General features: G+C 73.6%; 11 protein-coding genes and 1 pseudogene. All 12 read right to left on the bottom strand.

The window, feature by feature from the left end; genetic code table 11:
• Window positions 1–25: 25 nt before the first annotated feature.
• Window positions 26–703 carry a response regulator gene (locus tag ACFY00_RS28340; protein ID WP_388034433.1) on the bottom strand — a complete coding sequence of 226 codons (678 nt, stop codon included), beginning with the start codon at window positions 701–703 and terminating at the stop codon, window positions 26–28.
• A gap of 113 nt (window positions 704–816) precedes the next feature.
• A complete protein-coding gene (gene tsrT / locus ACFY00_RS28335; protein WP_388034431.1) occupies window positions 817–2,544 on the bottom strand; it encodes a tryptophan 2-C-methyltransferase in 1,728 nt (575 codons plus the stop codon).
• 37 nt (window positions 2,545–2,581) lie between these two features.
• On the bottom strand, window positions 2,582–3,751 hold the full coding sequence (locus ACFY00_RS28330; protein ID WP_388034429.1) for an acyl-CoA dehydrogenase family protein: 1,170 nt from the start codon (window positions 3,749–3,751) through the stop codon (window positions 2,582–2,584).
• Window positions 3,752–3,791: 40 nt separating this feature from the next.
• Entirely contained in the window at window positions 3,792–5,009 is a 1,218-nt protein-coding gene (locus ACFY00_RS28325) for an acyl-CoA dehydrogenase family protein (protein ID WP_388034427.1), read from the bottom strand.
• A complete protein-coding gene (locus tag ACFY00_RS28320) occupies window positions 5,006–6,322 on the bottom strand; it encodes an acetyl-CoA carboxylase biotin carboxylase subunit family protein (protein ID WP_388034425.1) in 1,317 nt (438 codons plus the stop codon). The genes ACFY00_RS28325 and ACFY00_RS28320 overlap by 4 nt, the downstream gene beginning before the upstream one ends.
• A complete protein-coding gene (locus ACFY00_RS28315; RefSeq protein ID WP_388034423.1) occupies window positions 6,319–7,602 on the bottom strand; it encodes an ATP-grasp domain-containing protein in 1,284 nt (427 codons plus the stop codon). The genes ACFY00_RS28320 and ACFY00_RS28315 overlap by 4 nt, the downstream gene beginning before the upstream one ends.
• An 11-nt stretch (window positions 7,603–7,613) precedes the next feature.
• Window positions 7,614–8,891 carry an MFS transporter gene (locus tag ACFY00_RS28310; protein WP_388034422.1) on the bottom strand — a complete coding sequence of 426 codons (1,278 nt, stop codon included), beginning with the start codon at window positions 8,889–8,891 and terminating at the stop codon, window positions 7,614–7,616.
• Window positions 8,888–9,985: an NAD(P)/FAD-dependent oxidoreductase gene (locus ACFY00_RS28305; RefSeq protein WP_388034420.1), complete on the bottom strand. Its 1,098-nt coding sequence runs from the start codon at window positions 9,983–9,985 to the stop codon at window positions 8,888–8,890. The genes ACFY00_RS28310 and ACFY00_RS28305 overlap by 4 nt, the downstream gene beginning before the upstream one ends.
• The gene (locus ACFY00_RS28300) at window positions 9,982–11,529 is read right to left on the bottom strand and encodes a class I tRNA ligase family protein (RefSeq protein WP_388034418.1); all 1,548 of its coding nucleotides are present in this window, start codon (window positions 11,527–11,529) and stop codon (window positions 9,982–9,984) included. Before ACFY00_RS28300 ends, ACFY00_RS28305 begins: the two co-directional genes overlap by 4 nt.
• Window positions 11,529–12,815, bottom strand: a complete 1,287-nt coding sequence (locus ACFY00_RS28295; RefSeq protein ID WP_388034416.1) for a lysine N(6)-hydroxylase/L-ornithine N(5)-oxygenase family protein — start codon at window positions 12,813–12,815, stop codon at window positions 11,529–11,531. The genes ACFY00_RS28300 and ACFY00_RS28295 overlap by 1 nt, the downstream gene beginning before the upstream one ends.
• A 207-nt stretch (window positions 12,816–13,022) precedes the next feature.
• The gene (locus ACFY00_RS28290; protein WP_388034414.1) at window positions 13,023–14,429 is read right to left on the bottom strand and encodes a hypothetical protein; all 1,407 of its coding nucleotides are present in this window, start codon (window positions 14,427–14,429) and stop codon (window positions 13,023–13,025) included.
• A 372-nt stretch (window positions 14,430–14,801) separates the two neighbouring features.
• Window positions 14,802–15,186, bottom strand: a pseudogene (locus tag ACFY00_RS28285) (DUF4132 domain-containing protein); the annotation flags it as partial.

The raw sequence follows: 15,186 nt of genomic DNA, 5'->3' as shown, positions 1-15,186 counted from the left end.
CTCCGTTCGAGGAGGGGCGGTCGCCTCAGCGGGCGGCGGCGGCCTGGCCTAGGCCGGCGTCGCGGGCGAGGACCAGGGCCTGGGCGCGGTCGGCGACGCCGAGCTTGCCGAGGATGTTGGAGACGCGGTTGCTGACGGTCTTGGAGGCGAGGGCGAGTTCCCGGGCGATGACGGTGTTGGAGCGGCCGGCGGCGAGGTGTTCGAGGACCTCGCGCTCGCGGTCGCTGAGCTGCGGGAACGGGTAGCTGCGCGGGCGGGTGCCGGTGCCGATCAGGGTGCCGAGCCGGGCGGCGATGGTGCGGTCGAGGATGGCCTCGCCCGCGCCGACGGCGTGGATGCCGCGGACGATCTGGTCGGCGGTGGCGCGTTTGACCAGGTAGCCGCGGGCTCCGGCGTGGAAGGCGGCGGCGACGGCCTTGTCGTCGTCGAGGGTGCTGAACACCAGGACGCCGGTCTCGGGGGCCAGGCGCAGGACCTGGCTGATCATCCGCATGCCGGTGCTGTCGTCCATCTGCGGGTCCAGGACCAGGACGTCGGGCCGGTGCCGGGAGGTGGTGGCGAGGACCTCACCGGTGGTTCCGGCCTCGCCGACCACCGCGGCGGCGCCCGTGGCCTCCACCATGGAGCGGACCCCCTGCCGGACGGCGGGCTGGACGTCGGCGAGCAGCACGGTCAGCGGCGTGGTGATCCCGTGCTGTTTCATCGTCCCCTCGCGGCGTGTGGTGGTGCGCGGTGTGGGCTACGGACTGGTCACCGGTGTGATGATTCCGTGACCTCATCATGGTCTGATCAAATCGCCACCTCAAGTGTGCAATGTCACGCAGGAGTTGGCAGATGTGAGGATTGGGCGGCGGCTTCCCGGGCCTTGCGCATGATCTCCTCCCGGCCGCGCCAGTGCGACCAGAAGGCGCCGGTGTAGCCGAGGCCGCCGAGGCTGGTGAGGAAGGGGTTGTCGGCGTAGTTGTTGTCGTGCTCGCTCATGCCCTCGACGGTGGGCAGCATGACCCGGTGGTGGTCGGCCGGGTCGATCAGCGCCCACAGGTCGGTGACGGCGCCGTGCCAGCGCTCGGCCGGGTCGGTGGCGCGGGCCGGGTCGGGCAGCAGGCCGGGCGAGAAGTAGCAGACCAGCCGGAAGTTGCCGTGCTCGTCGAACATGAACTGCCGCTCGTACTCGGCCGGGGAGGAGCACATCCGCAGCGGCTTGAGCACGATCGGGCCGTCGGCGGTGTTCGACTGCAGGCCGGGGACGGTGCGCACGCCCGCGCACTGCTCGGCGATGTCGATGCCCATCGGGGTGTACGGGAACAGGCGCAGGCCGAGCGAGAAGCCGGTGACGGTGGCGTCCAGGGCCATGAAGGCGTCCACGCAGGCGCGGACCGTCTCGGGGGTCTCCCCCGGCATGCCGAACAGCGCCTCGACCATGGTGAGGATGCCGCGTTCGTGGCACAGCCGCACCAGCCGCTCGGTGTCGGCGAAGGTGTAGTAGGTGCCGCCCTTCTCGGTGACCTTCCAGCCGCTGAGCACCTCGGGGCGGATGTGGTCGCTGCCGACGTTGACGCCGCGGCAGCCCGCCTCGGCCAGCAGGTCGGCGAACTCCTCGTCGAACGGGCTGGGTTGGCAGTAGACCCAGAGCCGCAGCTGGTTCAGCGGGTTGGCCGGGTCGGCGTGCCGGCGGCGGACGATCTCCCGCAGCAGGTTCTTGGCGTGCACCACGGAGAGGTTGAACTCGCTGTCGGTGGTGTGCTGGTCCAGGATGCCCTGCGCCGCCAGCGACTCCATCTCGTCGACCACCGAGGCGAGTTCGCGCTGCCCGTAGCGGGTGCCCTTGGCGTCGGGCTCGACGCAGTGCGAGCAGCGGTAGGCGCAGCCGTTCTTGGTCAGGATCGAGCCGAGGCCGCCGCGCCGGTAGTACTCCAGGTTGTCGACCCGGCGCGGCACACCGGAGCGCCGCCGGTAGACCGAGAGCCGGTCGACCTGCCACACCCGGGACTCGAACTGGCCCGTGGGATCCGTCGGTTGGGGCTTCCCGTGGCGGACGGTGAGCACCGCGGGCGGGACCCGGACGGCGCCGCGCTCGGTGTTGCGGATCAGACCGGGGATGGTGTCGGTGTCGCGGCCCTCGGCGATCGCGGTGGCCAGTTCGCAGAGGATCTTCTCGCCCGGGCCCTTCACGCCGTAGTCGATGCCGAAGTACTCGACCAGGGCGAACGGCATGGTGGAGAAGCCGATCCCGCCGCCGACCAGGGGCGCGTCGGTGAGCCGCCGGATCTCGGTGATGATCTCCCGGTGCTCGCCGACGAACGGGCGCTGCTCGAAGGCGTACACGGTGTCGGTGTTGCGGACGGTCACCCCGACCAGCATCGGGGAGCGCTCGGCGAAGTACTCGTGCAGGCAGGTCTTCCAGTCGTCGCGGCGGAAGGTCAGGTCGAGCACCTCCACCTCGAATCCGTCGTCCTCCAGTGCGGTGGTGAGCACGTCGAGGGCGTACGGGGCGATCGGCGGATGCACCTTGTTCGGGTTGACCAGCAGGACGAGTCGGCTCATCGGGGTTGCCTCCCTTGGGGGTTCGGTGTTGGTGGGGTCAGACCAGGCCGAGGCTGATGCCGAACTCGGGCTCGGAGCCCAGCAGGTAGGCCCCGGCGGACTGCAGGATGCGGTCCTGGGCGACCAGGTGCTGGGCGAGCACGGCGGTGTCGCGCAGCCAGCGGTCCATCGGCGAGCTGCGGTAGATCGACCAGGTCTGCAGCAGGTCGTAGGAGCGCGAGACGATCTCCCGGGAGCTGCGGAAGGCGTGCAGCCAGGACAGCGGGGAGGCGGCGCGCTCGACCGGGGTGAGGTCGTCCAGGGTGCCGCCGGCCGCCAGCACCTCCCACTGGCGGCGCATCGCGCCGTAGACGCCCTCCCGGGTCGCGTTGAACTGGCCCTCCAGCCGGGAGATCTCGGTCTGCACCCGCCAGCTCTCGGACCAGCTCCGGCCCGCCATCCGGTCGTAGCGGGTGCTCGCCACCTCGCGGACGTGGTCGAGCGCGGCCCGGGCCACGCCGAGCGGGACGCCGCACATCGCCCGGGTGAAGGAGTCCGGCTGGGTGAGCGGGCCGGGGCGGCCCTGCGGGGTGGCGAAGGTGTAGGTGTGCTCCTCCGGGACGAACACCCCGTCCATGGTGTAGTCGCAACTGCCGCTGCCGCGCAGGCCGGTGGTGTTCCAGTTGTCGATCACCTCGACCTGCTCGCGGCGCACCAGGAACTGCCGGGAGTCGTGCCGGTGCTTGCTGCCGGGCGCGGCCCAGGGCTCGCCGCCCTCGTAGATGAACGCGCCGGAGGTCACCCAGTCGGCGTGCTTGATGCCGGAGCCGAACGACCAGCGGCCGCTGAGCCGGAAGCCGCCGGGGACGCGCTCGGCCCGGCCGGAGGGCTGGAGCAGACCGGCCACCACCAGGTCGAGGCGCGGGAAGACCTCCTTGGCCACGGTCTGGTCCAGGAAGTTGGCGTAGATGCCGGTGTTGGCGCCGATCACGGCGCACCAGGCGGCCGAGGCGTCGCCGTACGCGAGCGCCTCCACCACCTCGGTCTGCTCCATCGAGGTCAGGCCGGGCCCGCCCCACTCGGGGCCGAAGCACATGCCGAACACCCCGGTGGCGCGCAGCAGTTCGAGGACGTCGGCGGGCAGTGTGCGGTTGGCCTCGATCTCCCCGGCCTTCTCCCGCAGCACCGGCGCCAACTCCCGGGCGCGGCGCAGGATCTCCGTCGTCATGCTGGTCACTTCTCCTTCTGCTGGGGGTGGTTGGCGGTGCTCAGTGGAGGCCGAGGCCGATCCGGACCTTCGGCGGGCGGCCGAGCAGGTAGGCGCCGACCGACTCCAGGACGACGTCGTGGCCGATCTGGCCCTGGCTCAGCACGGCGGTGTCGCGCAGCCAGCGGTCCATCGGGGAGTCGTGGCCGATCGACCAGGTCTGCAGCAGGTCGTAGAGCCGGTTCACCACCGAGCGGGCCACGTGCACGGCGTGCAGGCCGGACAGCGGGACGGCGCCGCGCTCGGTCGTGCTGAGGTCGTCCAGCGTGCCGCCGGCCGCCAGCACCTCCCACTGCCGACGGGTCGCCCCGTACACGCCCTCCCGGGCGGCGTTGAACTCGGCCTCGCAGCTCGCCAGTTCGGTCTGCACCCGCCAGCTGTCGGCCCAACTGCGGCCGGCCATCCGGTCGTAGCGGGTGCTCGCCACCTCGCGGGCGTGGTCGAGCGCGGCCCGGGTGATGCCGAGCGGGACGCCGGGCAGGGCGCGCATGAAGGAGTCGGACCAGGCCATCGGGTTGGGCGCGACCCGCGGCTCGAAGAACGAGAAGGTGTGGCCCTCGGGGACGAACACGTCCTTGAGGACGTAGTCGCTGCTGCCGGTGCCGCACAGGCCGGTGGTCTCCCAGTTGTCGACCGGTTCGGCGGCGGAGGCCCGGACGACGAACTGCATCGAGTCGTGCTCGTGCGGGCTGTCGGGGGCGGCCCAGGGCTCGCCGTCCTGGTAGACGAACGCGCCGGAGGTCAGCAGGTCGGCGTGCCGGACGCCGGAGCCGAACGGCCAGTGGCCGCTGAGCAGGTAGCCGCCGGGGACCCGTTCGGCCCGGCCGGCCGGGACCAGCGAGCCCGCGGTGATCAGGTCGGGGCCGGTGTAGAGGGCGCGGGTCGCCTCCGGGGTGAGGAAGTTGGTGATCGCGCCGCCCATCGCGCCGATCCCGGCACACCAGCCGGCCGAGGCGTCGCCGTACGCGAGCGCCTCCACCACCTCCAGCTGCTCGGGCGAGGTCAGGCCCGGGCCGCCGGTCGCCGGGCCGTGGCCGATCCGGAACACGCCGGTGGCGCGCAGCAGTTCGACCACGTCGGCGGGCAGCGTGCGGTTGTCCTCGATCTCGGCGGCCCGCTTGCGCAGGACGGGCGCCAGCTCGCGGGCGCGGCGCAGGATCTCGGCGCCGTCCAGCGGGGTGTCGTTCGGGGTGTCGCCGGTGTTCGGGGTCTCGGTCATCGGTCCACATCCAGGAGTCCGGCGGGCATGGCGAACGGGGCGTGCGGGTCGGCGGGTTCGACCTCGGAGGTGACGGTGCGCACCAGCGCGGCGGCCGCGGCCAGGCGCTCTTCGCAGGCGGCGACGCTGTCGGCCTCGCAGATCACGAAGGAGTGCCGGGCCAGGTAGCCGCCGGGGGGCAGCCGCAGCACGGTGCCGGGCGGGGCCATCGGGGCGGCGTGCAGCAGGCCGGGCGCGTCGCCGGGCTGCGGGAGGGTCAACTCGTCGAGGCGGCAGTCCCGTTCGGGGCAGCCGAAGCTGATCCCGGCGACCGCGGCGCGGGTCGGGGTGATCTCCGGGCGGCGGCCGACGGCGACGTCGAACAGCACCTCGCCGGGTTCGATCCCGGTGGCGATCCGGCCGAGCAGCGGGATCAGGTCGCCGCCGAGCCGGCCGTTGACCTCGACGATCAGCGGGCCGCGCGGGGTGAGCCGCAGCTCGGTGTGGGTGATGCCGTCCTCGACGCCGAGCGCCCGGTGCGCGTCGGCCAGGTGGGTCAGCAGGACGGGGTCGGCGAGCAGCGGGTCGGCGGCGTCGACGACGTGGCCGACCTCCTCGAAGTACGGCTCGTCGCTGCTGTACTTGCGGGCCAGGAACAGCGGCCGGTACTCGCCCTTGTGGACGGCGCCGTCCACGCTGATCTCCGGGCCGCCCGCGTACTCCTCGACGATCACGCTGGCCCGGTACGGCCCGGGGTCGACCTCGCTCGCGGAGAGCGCGGTGCGGAACGCCTCGTCGAGCTCCTGCTCGTCGGCGGCGAAGACCACGCCGATGCTGGCGCCCATGGCGCGCGGCTTGAGCACCACCGGGTAGCCGATCCGGGCGGCGGCGGTGCGGGCCTCGTCGAGGTCGGTGGTGAGCGCGAAGCCGGGCTGGCGCAGGCCCGCGGCGGTGAGCACGGTGCGGGTGCGCTCCTTGTCGCGCACGCCGCGCACGCCGCGCTCGGACAGGCCGGGGACGCCGAGTTCGGCGGCCAGCAGGCCCGCGTCCAGCACCAGCGGCTCGTCCCAGCAGAGCAGGCCGACGACGTGCTTGCGGGCGGCGATCTCCCGGACGGTGGCGTTCATCGTCGCGGTGTCGAAGACGTCGGCGACCACGATCTCGTCGAAGTACTCGCGCTGCCAGGTCGGCCGCAGGTTGTTGACCAGCAGCAGTTCCAGCCCGGCGGCGCGGGCCCGGCGGCTCATCGGGCCGACCAGGTACTCGCGGTACTCCTTCAGGCCGCTGCCGATCACCAGCAGGGTGCCGGGGCCGGTTTCCGGGTGTTGCGTCATGATTCCTCCTCCGCGAGGGGGTCGAGGTCGAACCGGACCAGCGCGGCGGCCGCGTCGGCCAGTCGGCGGGCCTCGGCGGGGGTGCCGGCGCGGGTGGTGACGATGCCGACCCGGTCCCAGGAGCTGCGCAGTCCGGCGCTGCGGTGGCCGGGGGCGATGCCGACCACGGCGAGTTGCACGCCCTCGGCGGCGGCGGCCGCGTCCAGGCCGTGCACGGCGGTGACGGTGCCGGGCCGGTCGGGGGCCAGGAAGGCGGCGGCGGCGGCGCGTTCGGCCTTGGCGGGCAGTTCGCCGGTCGGCTCGCCGCGCATCAGGGCGTAGTAGGCGCGGGTGAGTTCGACCGGGTAGGCGGCCTCGATCAGGTCGGTGATGGAGTCGCCGGGCAGCCGGCCTGCGCACTCCACCAGGACGGGCACGCCGTCGGCCAGGATCCACTCGCAGTGCAGCACGCCGGTGCCGAAGCCGACCGCGGCGGCCAGCCGTTCGGTCTCGGCGGCCAGCAACTCGTGGGTCTCCGGCGGGAGTTCGGCCGGTACGGTGTGTCCGGCCTCGATCGGGTACGGGCCGGGGTAGAGCAGTTTTCCGGTGGTGTTGGCGAACACCGGGCGGCCGTCGGCGACCAGCATCTCGACGCTGAACTCCGGTCCGGCGACGTACTGTTCGGCCAGCATGGCGGGCGGGATCGGCCGGTCGGGGACGAACACGCCCTCGTCCTGCGCCTGCCCGAACGCCCAGGCCGCCGCGACCTCCTCGGGGGCGTGCACCACCCGGGTGCCGACCGAGGCCTGCCGGTTGGCGGGCTTGAGCACCACCGGGCCGGGGTGCCGGGCCATGAAGGCGGCCAGCGCGGCGGCGTCGGCGACCGGCTCGGAGGCCGGGTTGGCGATTCCGGCGGCGGCCGCGACCACCCGCAACTGGTGCTTGTCGCGCAGCAGTTGGGCGGCGCCCAGGCCGGCCCCGGGCAGCCCGTAGCGTTCGGCGAGCCGGGCCGCGAACGGCACCGCGTACTCGACGGCGGGGATCACCGCGACCGGGTCGAGCCCGGGGTGGGCGGCGAAGAAGGCGTCGGCGCGGCCCGGCAGGTGGTACTCCCACTCGATCAACCCGCGGGCGTAGTCGATGCCTTCGACCGTCTCGGCGAGGTGCCGCTTGCGGGCGACGTCCGGCTCCTCGACATAGACCACCGAGTCGGCCTCCTGGAAGGCGGCCAGCGCGGACACCGCGAAGGCCACGTAGCCGACCACCAGGACGGGGCGTCCGCTCGTGCCCTCCCCGCTCACGCCTCCCCCGCTCACGCCTTCCCCCCGACCGGCTCGACCAGGTCGGCGGAGGCGGCCCCGGCGGCCCGCCGGTCCGCGTCCCGCTTGATGCCGTACACCGCGAGCGCGCCGGCCAGCGCGGCCGTCAGCCCGGCCATCGCCCAGAAGCCCTGGCCGAACCGCTGCCACAGGTAGACGCCGAACAGCGGGGCGACCGCCCCGGCCAGGCCGGTGACGGCGTGCATGGCGGCCAGGTAGCGGGCCTTGAGGTGGGACGGGAAGGTCGCCGGGTGGGCGAACATGCTGGGCGCCGCCGTCATCAGCCCGGCCACGTAGACCACCGCGCCCAGCAGCACGAACGCCCCGGAGTGCACCGCCAGCCCGTACACCGCCAGCCCGACCGCGTTCAGCCCGTGGCCCAGGCCGACCGCCAGGTAGGTGGGGATCCGGGTGATGTACGCGGTGATCTTCAGCTCGCAGGTGATCAGGATGACCGAGGAGGTGGCCAGCACCGCGCTGTACAGCCAGGTCGGGTAGCCGTCGTCGACGATCTCCAGCGGCAGCGAGACCGAGGACTGCACGTAGGTGAGCGTGCCGAGCGTGATCGCGGCCAGGTACGCCAGGTAGGCCCGGTCGCGCAGCATCGCCGCGTAGGCGGCCCGGCCGGTGGCCCGGCGCTCGGTGTCGGTGACGGCCTCCGGCTCGGGCATCGCGTGCCGCGGCAGCAGCCGGTAGGCGAGGGCCGCGTAGGCCAGGGTGGTGGCGCCGTCGATCCAGAACAGCAGGTCCCAGTCGAGCAGGATCACCCCGGCGGCGATCAGCGGGGCGAGCGCGGCGCCGACGTTGAGGGCGATCCGCATCATCGAGAACGCCATCACGTGGTAGCGGTCCGGCATCAGGTCGCTGAGCAGCACCGACGCGGCGGGCCGGTACGCCTGGGCGAACAGCCCGGCCCCGGCGACGGCCAGCAGCAGCGGCACCAGCAGCCCGGGCCGGGCCAGCAGCGGCAGCAGGGCCACCAGCGGCGCCGAGCCGGTCATCGCGATCACGATGGTGGTGCGGGCGCCGAGCCGGTGGGTGGCCTCGCCGCCGAGCACGGTGCCGACGGCGGTGCCCAGGCTGTAGGCGCCCAGCGCGAGGCCCGCGGTGCCGTCCGACATCTCCTTGTGCGTCAGGTAGAGCACCAGGAAGGTCTGGACGAACGCGCCGAGCTGGTTGACCAGCACGCCGCCGAGCAGGTAGCGGACGGTGGTCGGGGTGGCCCGGAGCGTGTCGAGCACGCCGATCGGTGGCCTGTCGTCGTCGGTCATGCCGCCTCCTTCACTGCCTTGGCGATGCGTTCCGCGACCAGCGGAGCGGTGGAGAACCCGCTGCCGCCGCACGCGGCGCGGGTCCACAGGCCCGGGGAGACCCGGGTGAGCAGCGGGCCGCCGGTGGCGGTGTCCGCGGTGTAGTGGCAGACCCGGACGCCCGCCACGGGGTAGCGGTCGAGGTCCGGCAGGATGCCCTCGGCGGCGAGCCGCTCCAGGTACGGCCGCTGGTCCTCGCCGCTGCTGTCGGTGTCCGCGACGGGGCGGCACACCGTGTCGGAGCTGAGCTTGAGCAGGGTCCCGACGCCGGGCGGCAGCACCCAGCCGCGGCCCGCGCGGCCGAGGCCGCCCGCGGCGGGCGCCTCGTCCCAGCGGTCGCCCCCTGCGGGCCGGCCGAGGTAGAGCATGGTCTGCCGGTGCAGGGTGACGGGGCTGTCGGCGAGGCGGCGGGTCCAGGGGCCGCCCGCCAGCAGGGCGAGGTCGCCGCGGAGCACCTCGCCGGTGTCCAGCACGATCCGTCCGGAGCCGGTGAACACCGAGCGGACGGTGCTGTGCGGGCGCAGCGCCACGCCCGGCCGGGTGGCCAGCCAGCGGGCGGCGGCGTGCAGCACCCGGTCGGCGAGCAGCACGCCGCCGGTGCGCTCGCGCACCCCGACGGTGCCGGGCGGCAGGCCCAGCGGCGGCAGGGCGTCCGCGGCGGGCAGGTCGACCGGGACGCCCGCCTTGTCGGCCTCGGCGAGCAGGTCGTCGAGGCCGCCCTCGGGGTGGGCGGTGAGCGTGCCGACCCGGCGGTACAGCGGGGTGCCGAACAGGGCCTCCAGGTCCTGCCAGTGGCGGTGCGCGTCGAGCCGGCGGGCGGTGCCGTCGGGGTCGCCGGGCAGCAGGGTGCGGATGGCGCGGTGCTGGTCGTGCGAGGTGGCGTCGGGGTTGGGCAGCGGGCCGCGCTCCAGGACGGTGACCCGGTGCCCGGCCCGGGCGCAGGCGACGGCGGTGAGCAGGCCGGTGACGCCCGCGCCGACCACCACCACGTGCGCGGCGGCGCTGCCCGTCGCGGGCGCGGGGGCGGTCGGTGCGAGCCCGGCGGTGGAGCTCACCGCCCGCCGCCGCGCGCGCGGGTCGCCAGCCGGGGCAACGGGCGGGGGCGGACGGTGGTGGCGGTGTGCTCGGCGGGGATCGCGGCGTCGGGCAGGCCCTCGGCGGCGAGGTCGACCAGCAGCGGGGCGGCGCAGCGCAGGAACAGGTCGAGTTCGTGCCAGAAGTCGCCCGCGTCGGCGTCGGTGACCTCCCAGCGGTCGAGCCGGCCGAGCTGTTCGGTGAGGGTGAAGGCGGCGGCGCTGAGACTGAAGCGGCGTGGGCTCAGGGCGGCCGCGAAGCGTTCGGCGATCAGGGCGGCGGCGTGCCGGGAGCGGGCGCTGACCGGCAGCGGGCCGCGGTCGAGGTGGGCCTCGGCCTTGGCGGCGACCCGGTTCCAGGGTTCGACCAGGCGCTGTCCGCAGACCCGGTCCATGGCGGCGCGGGTGAAGTTGGTGCGCTGGAAGTCGGGCCCGGTGGCGGCCAGGTAGTAGCGGGCCAGGTCGCGCGGGACCTCGGCGGTGAGCTGGCGTCCGGTGACGACGTGGCCGCGGCTGGTGGAGAACTTGTCGCTGTCGAGCTCGTAGAACTCGTTGGTGACGAAGTGCGCGGGCAGCGCGAGCCCGCCGAGGGCGAGCAGCATGGCGGTGCCGGCCAGCGCGAAGGCGAAGCTGGCGTCGGAGCCGAAGAAGTACGCGACCTCGGGCCCGGCCTCCAGGGCCCAGTGCCGTTCCTCGTCGCCGGGGACCTCCCCGCGGGACTCGGCGGCCAGCGCGATGGCGTGCAGGCTCCAGGCGACGGTCTCGGTGTCGGAGTACAGCACCTGGCCGGGGGTCTCGGCGAACGGGGCGGGGATGCCCCAGTCGATGGGCAGGGTGATCGGGTAGTCGGGCAGCCGCCGGGCCATCAACTCCTCGACGAGCTGGGCGAGTCGGGGCCGCATGGTGGGGGCGAGCCGGGCGAAGTAGCTGGCCAGGGCGGGCCGGTGCTCCTCCAGCGGGAGCACCAGGACCTCCTTCTCCCGCAGTTCGACCGGGAGTTCGGGGTGCCGGGTGGAGTGCGGGTCGATCAGTTCGCCGGAGGCGATCCAGTGGCCGCAGTTCTCGCACAGCCCGGCGCAGCCCTCGGCCAGGCAGACCGGACAGCCGCCGCGGACGTACGCGTCGGTGAGGTACTCGCCGGTGGCGGGCAGGTACGGGAAGGCGACCTTGCGCAGTCTCAGGTGCCCTTCGCCGTGCAGCCGTTCGAAGAAGGTGCGGACGGTCTTGAGGTAGCGCTCGTCGAAGCGGACGAAGCCGTCGGGGACGATCCCGGCCGCGGCCAGGGTGGCCTCGACCTGTTCGGCGGCGCGCAGCCGCAGCTCCTCGGGCTGTTCGCCGAGGCGGCGGGCGGTGGTGACGATGTAGTTCTGGGTGAAGTGCACGCCGGTGCCGAACAGGGCGTCGCGGCCGGTGGCGCGGGCGTAGCGGGCGCACACGTCGGCGGACAGGAACGGGCCGGCCAGGTGGCCCAGGTGCAGGTCCCCGTTGGCGGTGGGGCCGGGGGCGATCACCAGCAGCGCGGCCATCAGCGTCCGCCCGCCGTGACGGCGCCCAGTCCGTGGCGCTCCAGCAGGTCGCCGGTGATGTCGCGGGCCCGGTGGGCGAGCACGCTGATCAGCGAGTCGGCGATGCCGTGGGTGGCCTCGTTGACGCCCTGCAGGTACAGCGCGGCGTCCGTCCCGGCGCCCAGGTCGACCCGGTAGTCGCGGTTGACGGTGACCTCGTCCAGCCCGGCCTTCTCCGTCAACTCCCGTACCAGGGAAGGCATCCGGCTGTCGTAGCCGGTGCCGAGCAGGACGAGGTCGCAGCGCTGCTCGGCGACCTTGCCGGTGCGCCGGTCGCGCAGGTCGAGGACGACCTCGCCGTCCTCCTCGCGGGCGGCGACCACCTCGGTCATCGGGCGGACCTCGGCCCGGCCGGTGCCGATCATCTTCTCCCGGTAGAGCAGCATGTAGAGCTCGTCGAGGAACGGCGGGGCCAGGGCCGCGTAGTTGGTGAACCGCATCTCGTCGAGGAGCTGGGCGCGGGTCTCGGCGGGGGCGTCGAAGAACTCGTCGACGAAGGACGGGTAGAACAGCTCGTTGACGAACTTGCTGGTCTGGTAGTTCTGCAGGCCGATCGAGCGGACCAGCATGGTGACGGTGGAGTTCGGCAGGTTCTCGTACAGCGCCATGAACATCTCGGCGGCGCTCTGCGCGCCGCCGATCACCACGGTGCGCAGCGGGGCGTCCTTGTCGACGGCGTTGATCCGGCTGCGGAAGCGGGCGCTGTGGATGACCTTCTCGGCGGGCAGGTCGGCGAAGACCGCCGGGATGTGCATGTCGCGTCCGGCGCCGACGACCAGGTCGCGGCAGCGGATGGTGTCGCCGTCGGCGAGGGTGACCTGCCAGCCGGCCAGCTTGCCGTCGGCGTCGTGCCGCGGTTCGGCGGCGACGACCTTGGCGTCGTAGCGGATGCGCACCTTCTCCAGCGAGTGGGCGACCCACTGGAGGTAGTCGGAGAACTCCCAGCGGTGCGGGTGGAAGGTGCCCAGGTTGATGAACTGGTCCAGCCGGTCGTGCTGGTGCAGGAAGTTGAGGAACGAGAAGCGGCTGCGCGGGTCGCGCAGCGTCACCAGGTCCTTCAGGAAGGACACCTGGCTGCGGGCCCAGGGCATCAGCAGGTCGCGCTGCCACTTGATGTCCGGGGCCTGCTCCAACAGCAGGGTGCGCTCGGCCAGTTCGGCCGATCCGCTCTCCTCGATCGCGGCGGCGAGGGCCAGGTTCGCCGGTCCGGCGCCGATCGCCAGTACGCCCACCTCTAGGTCAGCCACACTTTCCTCCTCGTGAACTCGGCTTGCTCCGGGGCCGGTTGTCGCGGCGCCGGCACGGCGTCGTCGCGGCGTCGTCGCGTCGAGGAATCTAGGAAGCCGGGGTTCCCGGCAGGTAGGGCGGAGTTCCCGTCGGCCGGGGAAATTCGGGAACGGGTGTGCGAAGGGCCCCGGGGATCGCGCCCCGGGGCCCTCCCTGCCGTGCGGCCGCTACTTCCTGGTGATCCGCAGCACGCCGGTCTCGGTGCCCTGGTAGAGGGTGCCGTCGGGCGCGGTGGTGCCGGTCATCTGCAGCGGGTTGTACAGCAGCCCGATGCCGAAGGTGCTCCCGGCGACCTTGGCGCCGGTGTTCGGGTCGACGACGGCGTGCGCGTAGCCGGCGAAGGTCTGGGCGCCGACCGAGTCGGTGGGGCCGCTGACGGTGACGGTGTAGATCAGGTTGTCGCCGAGCGAGAGCCGGGGCAGCGCCGCCGACTTGACGTCGCTCTCCCACACGGTGGAGCAGCCGGTGCCGCTCGCGTTCAGGTCGATCCGGGCCAGGCCGCCCTGGAAGGAGGCCGAGGACGGGACGCTGGCGGGCGCGCCCTCGGGCAGCGCCGGGTACGGGTAGCCGTAGGTGTTGGTGACGAACACGCTGCGGCCGGAGGCGATCACCGCGTCCTCGGTGCCGCTGGCGGCCCACTTGGTGAGCACCGGCGTGGTGCAGACCGGGGTCGGCCCGGCGTCGACCTTGTAGACCAGCAGGTTCTCGTGCGGCGCGGCGTTGTCGGTGATGGTGACGTACTCGGTGCCGCCGTCGGGCCCGAAGAAGCTGGGCGTGGCGCCGGTGCCCCAGCTGAGCTGGCCGGGCTTGCGGCCGGGGCCGCGGTCGTACGGGGCACGCCACTGCACGACGGGCGTGCCGTCGTCCGTCTGGCCGAGCAGGTAGAGGGCGTGGTCGGTGGCGACGGCGGTGTGGCCGGGGACGGTGGAGATGCTGTTGGCGACGCCCTCGCCGGTGGCGAGGGTGCGGACCGCGCCGGTGGCGGTGTCGGCGGTGCCGATGACGCCGCCGCCGGTGGCGAACCAGACCTTGCCGTCCCAGCCGGGGCTGAGGCCGACGATGTTGTCGCCGGACGGTACCGCGCCGGCCAGCGGGGTGCTCCGGTCGATCGTCAACTGCCAGGCGCCGCTGCTGTTGCGGTGGTGGCCGATCCGCAGCAGGTTGTCGTTTCCGTCGACGCCGACCAGCCGGTCGTCCTGGTCCAGGTAGGCGTACACGCCGCCGAACAGGGCGCCCTTGGGGAGCTCCAGCGAGGCCAGGTCGTTGCCGTTGGCCGGGTCGAGCAGGTGCACGGTCGGGGTCTGGCCGAAGATCGTGGTGCACAGCGCGACCGGGTAGCCGTCCTGGCCGACCGTGACGGTGGGGCAGGCCGAGGCGAGCGCGGTGCGGCTCCAGTTGACGGCGCCGGTGCCGGGCCCGGCGTACGGGGTGGTGTCGCTGGAGGCGGAGTCGCCGTGCATCCCGGCGTTGCCGTTCGGCGCGGTCGCCGGGTTCTGCGGCGGCAGCGGGCCGAAGGCGGTGGCGGCGAGCGCCGCGGCCAGGGCGAGGGCGGGGAGGAGCAGACGGGTGCGCATGGCGGGGTCCTGTTCCGGGAGTCGGAGTCCTTCCGCCGCGAGCGGAAGGAAAGGACGCCGAACGGCACCCGGAACCGGGGACGGGAGAGCACGGGGCCGCTCGGCGGGAGTGCGTGAGCGGCCCTCGGTGCACAGAGGGGCGAGGGGGCCGCGTCAGCCGACGCGGCGACAACCCGTCGTGGTGGCACGGCCATGGTCGACATGGCGGCGGCTCACCAGCAGGGTCATGCCACGCACCCTAGCGGCGGCGCCCCGCCCCGCGCTGCCCCCTTCTCAGTCCTCGGACACCCGCGCTGACCCGGCGTCACCGGCCGCACCGACCCGGCCGGTCGCCGTGAGCGGGTGTCCGATACGACCCCGAACGGTGCGCCGTCAGCCTGCGGTCAACTCCTTCAGGTCGGCGAGGAGTTCGGAGGCGGTGACCGGGTCCAGGTCGCCGAGCCGCTCGCGCTGTTCGCGGTGGTCGGGCCAGTGGCGGGTCGGTGCTTCGTCCAGCCACACCGCCTCGAAGGTCTGCTCGTCGTCCGCGTCGACGGAGGCGACCGCGATGCCCGGGTGGAGACTGATGTACAGGTGGCGGCCGTCCGGCAGCGGCTTGTGGAACCAGAACTCCAGGCCCGCGTCCTGTGGTTCACCGCGTTGCCAGCCGCGCTTGGCCATGGCGAGCAGCCGTCCCACCGGGAGGGTGTGCTTCTCGAACCGGTGCAGCCGGTGCCCGGCCGCCTCCTCGGCGGTCAGCGCGGCTGTCGGGCGGCCC

It is taken from the genome of Kitasatospora sp. NPDC001540 (genome assembly GCF_042894345.1).
Taxonomy (GTDB): domain Bacteria; phylum Actinomycetota; class Actinomycetes; order Streptomycetales; family Streptomycetaceae; genus Kitasatospora; species Kitasatospora phosalacinea_C.
Note: the sequence above shows the minus strand (reverse complement) of the source record. Positions and strands in the feature narration are given on the sequence as shown.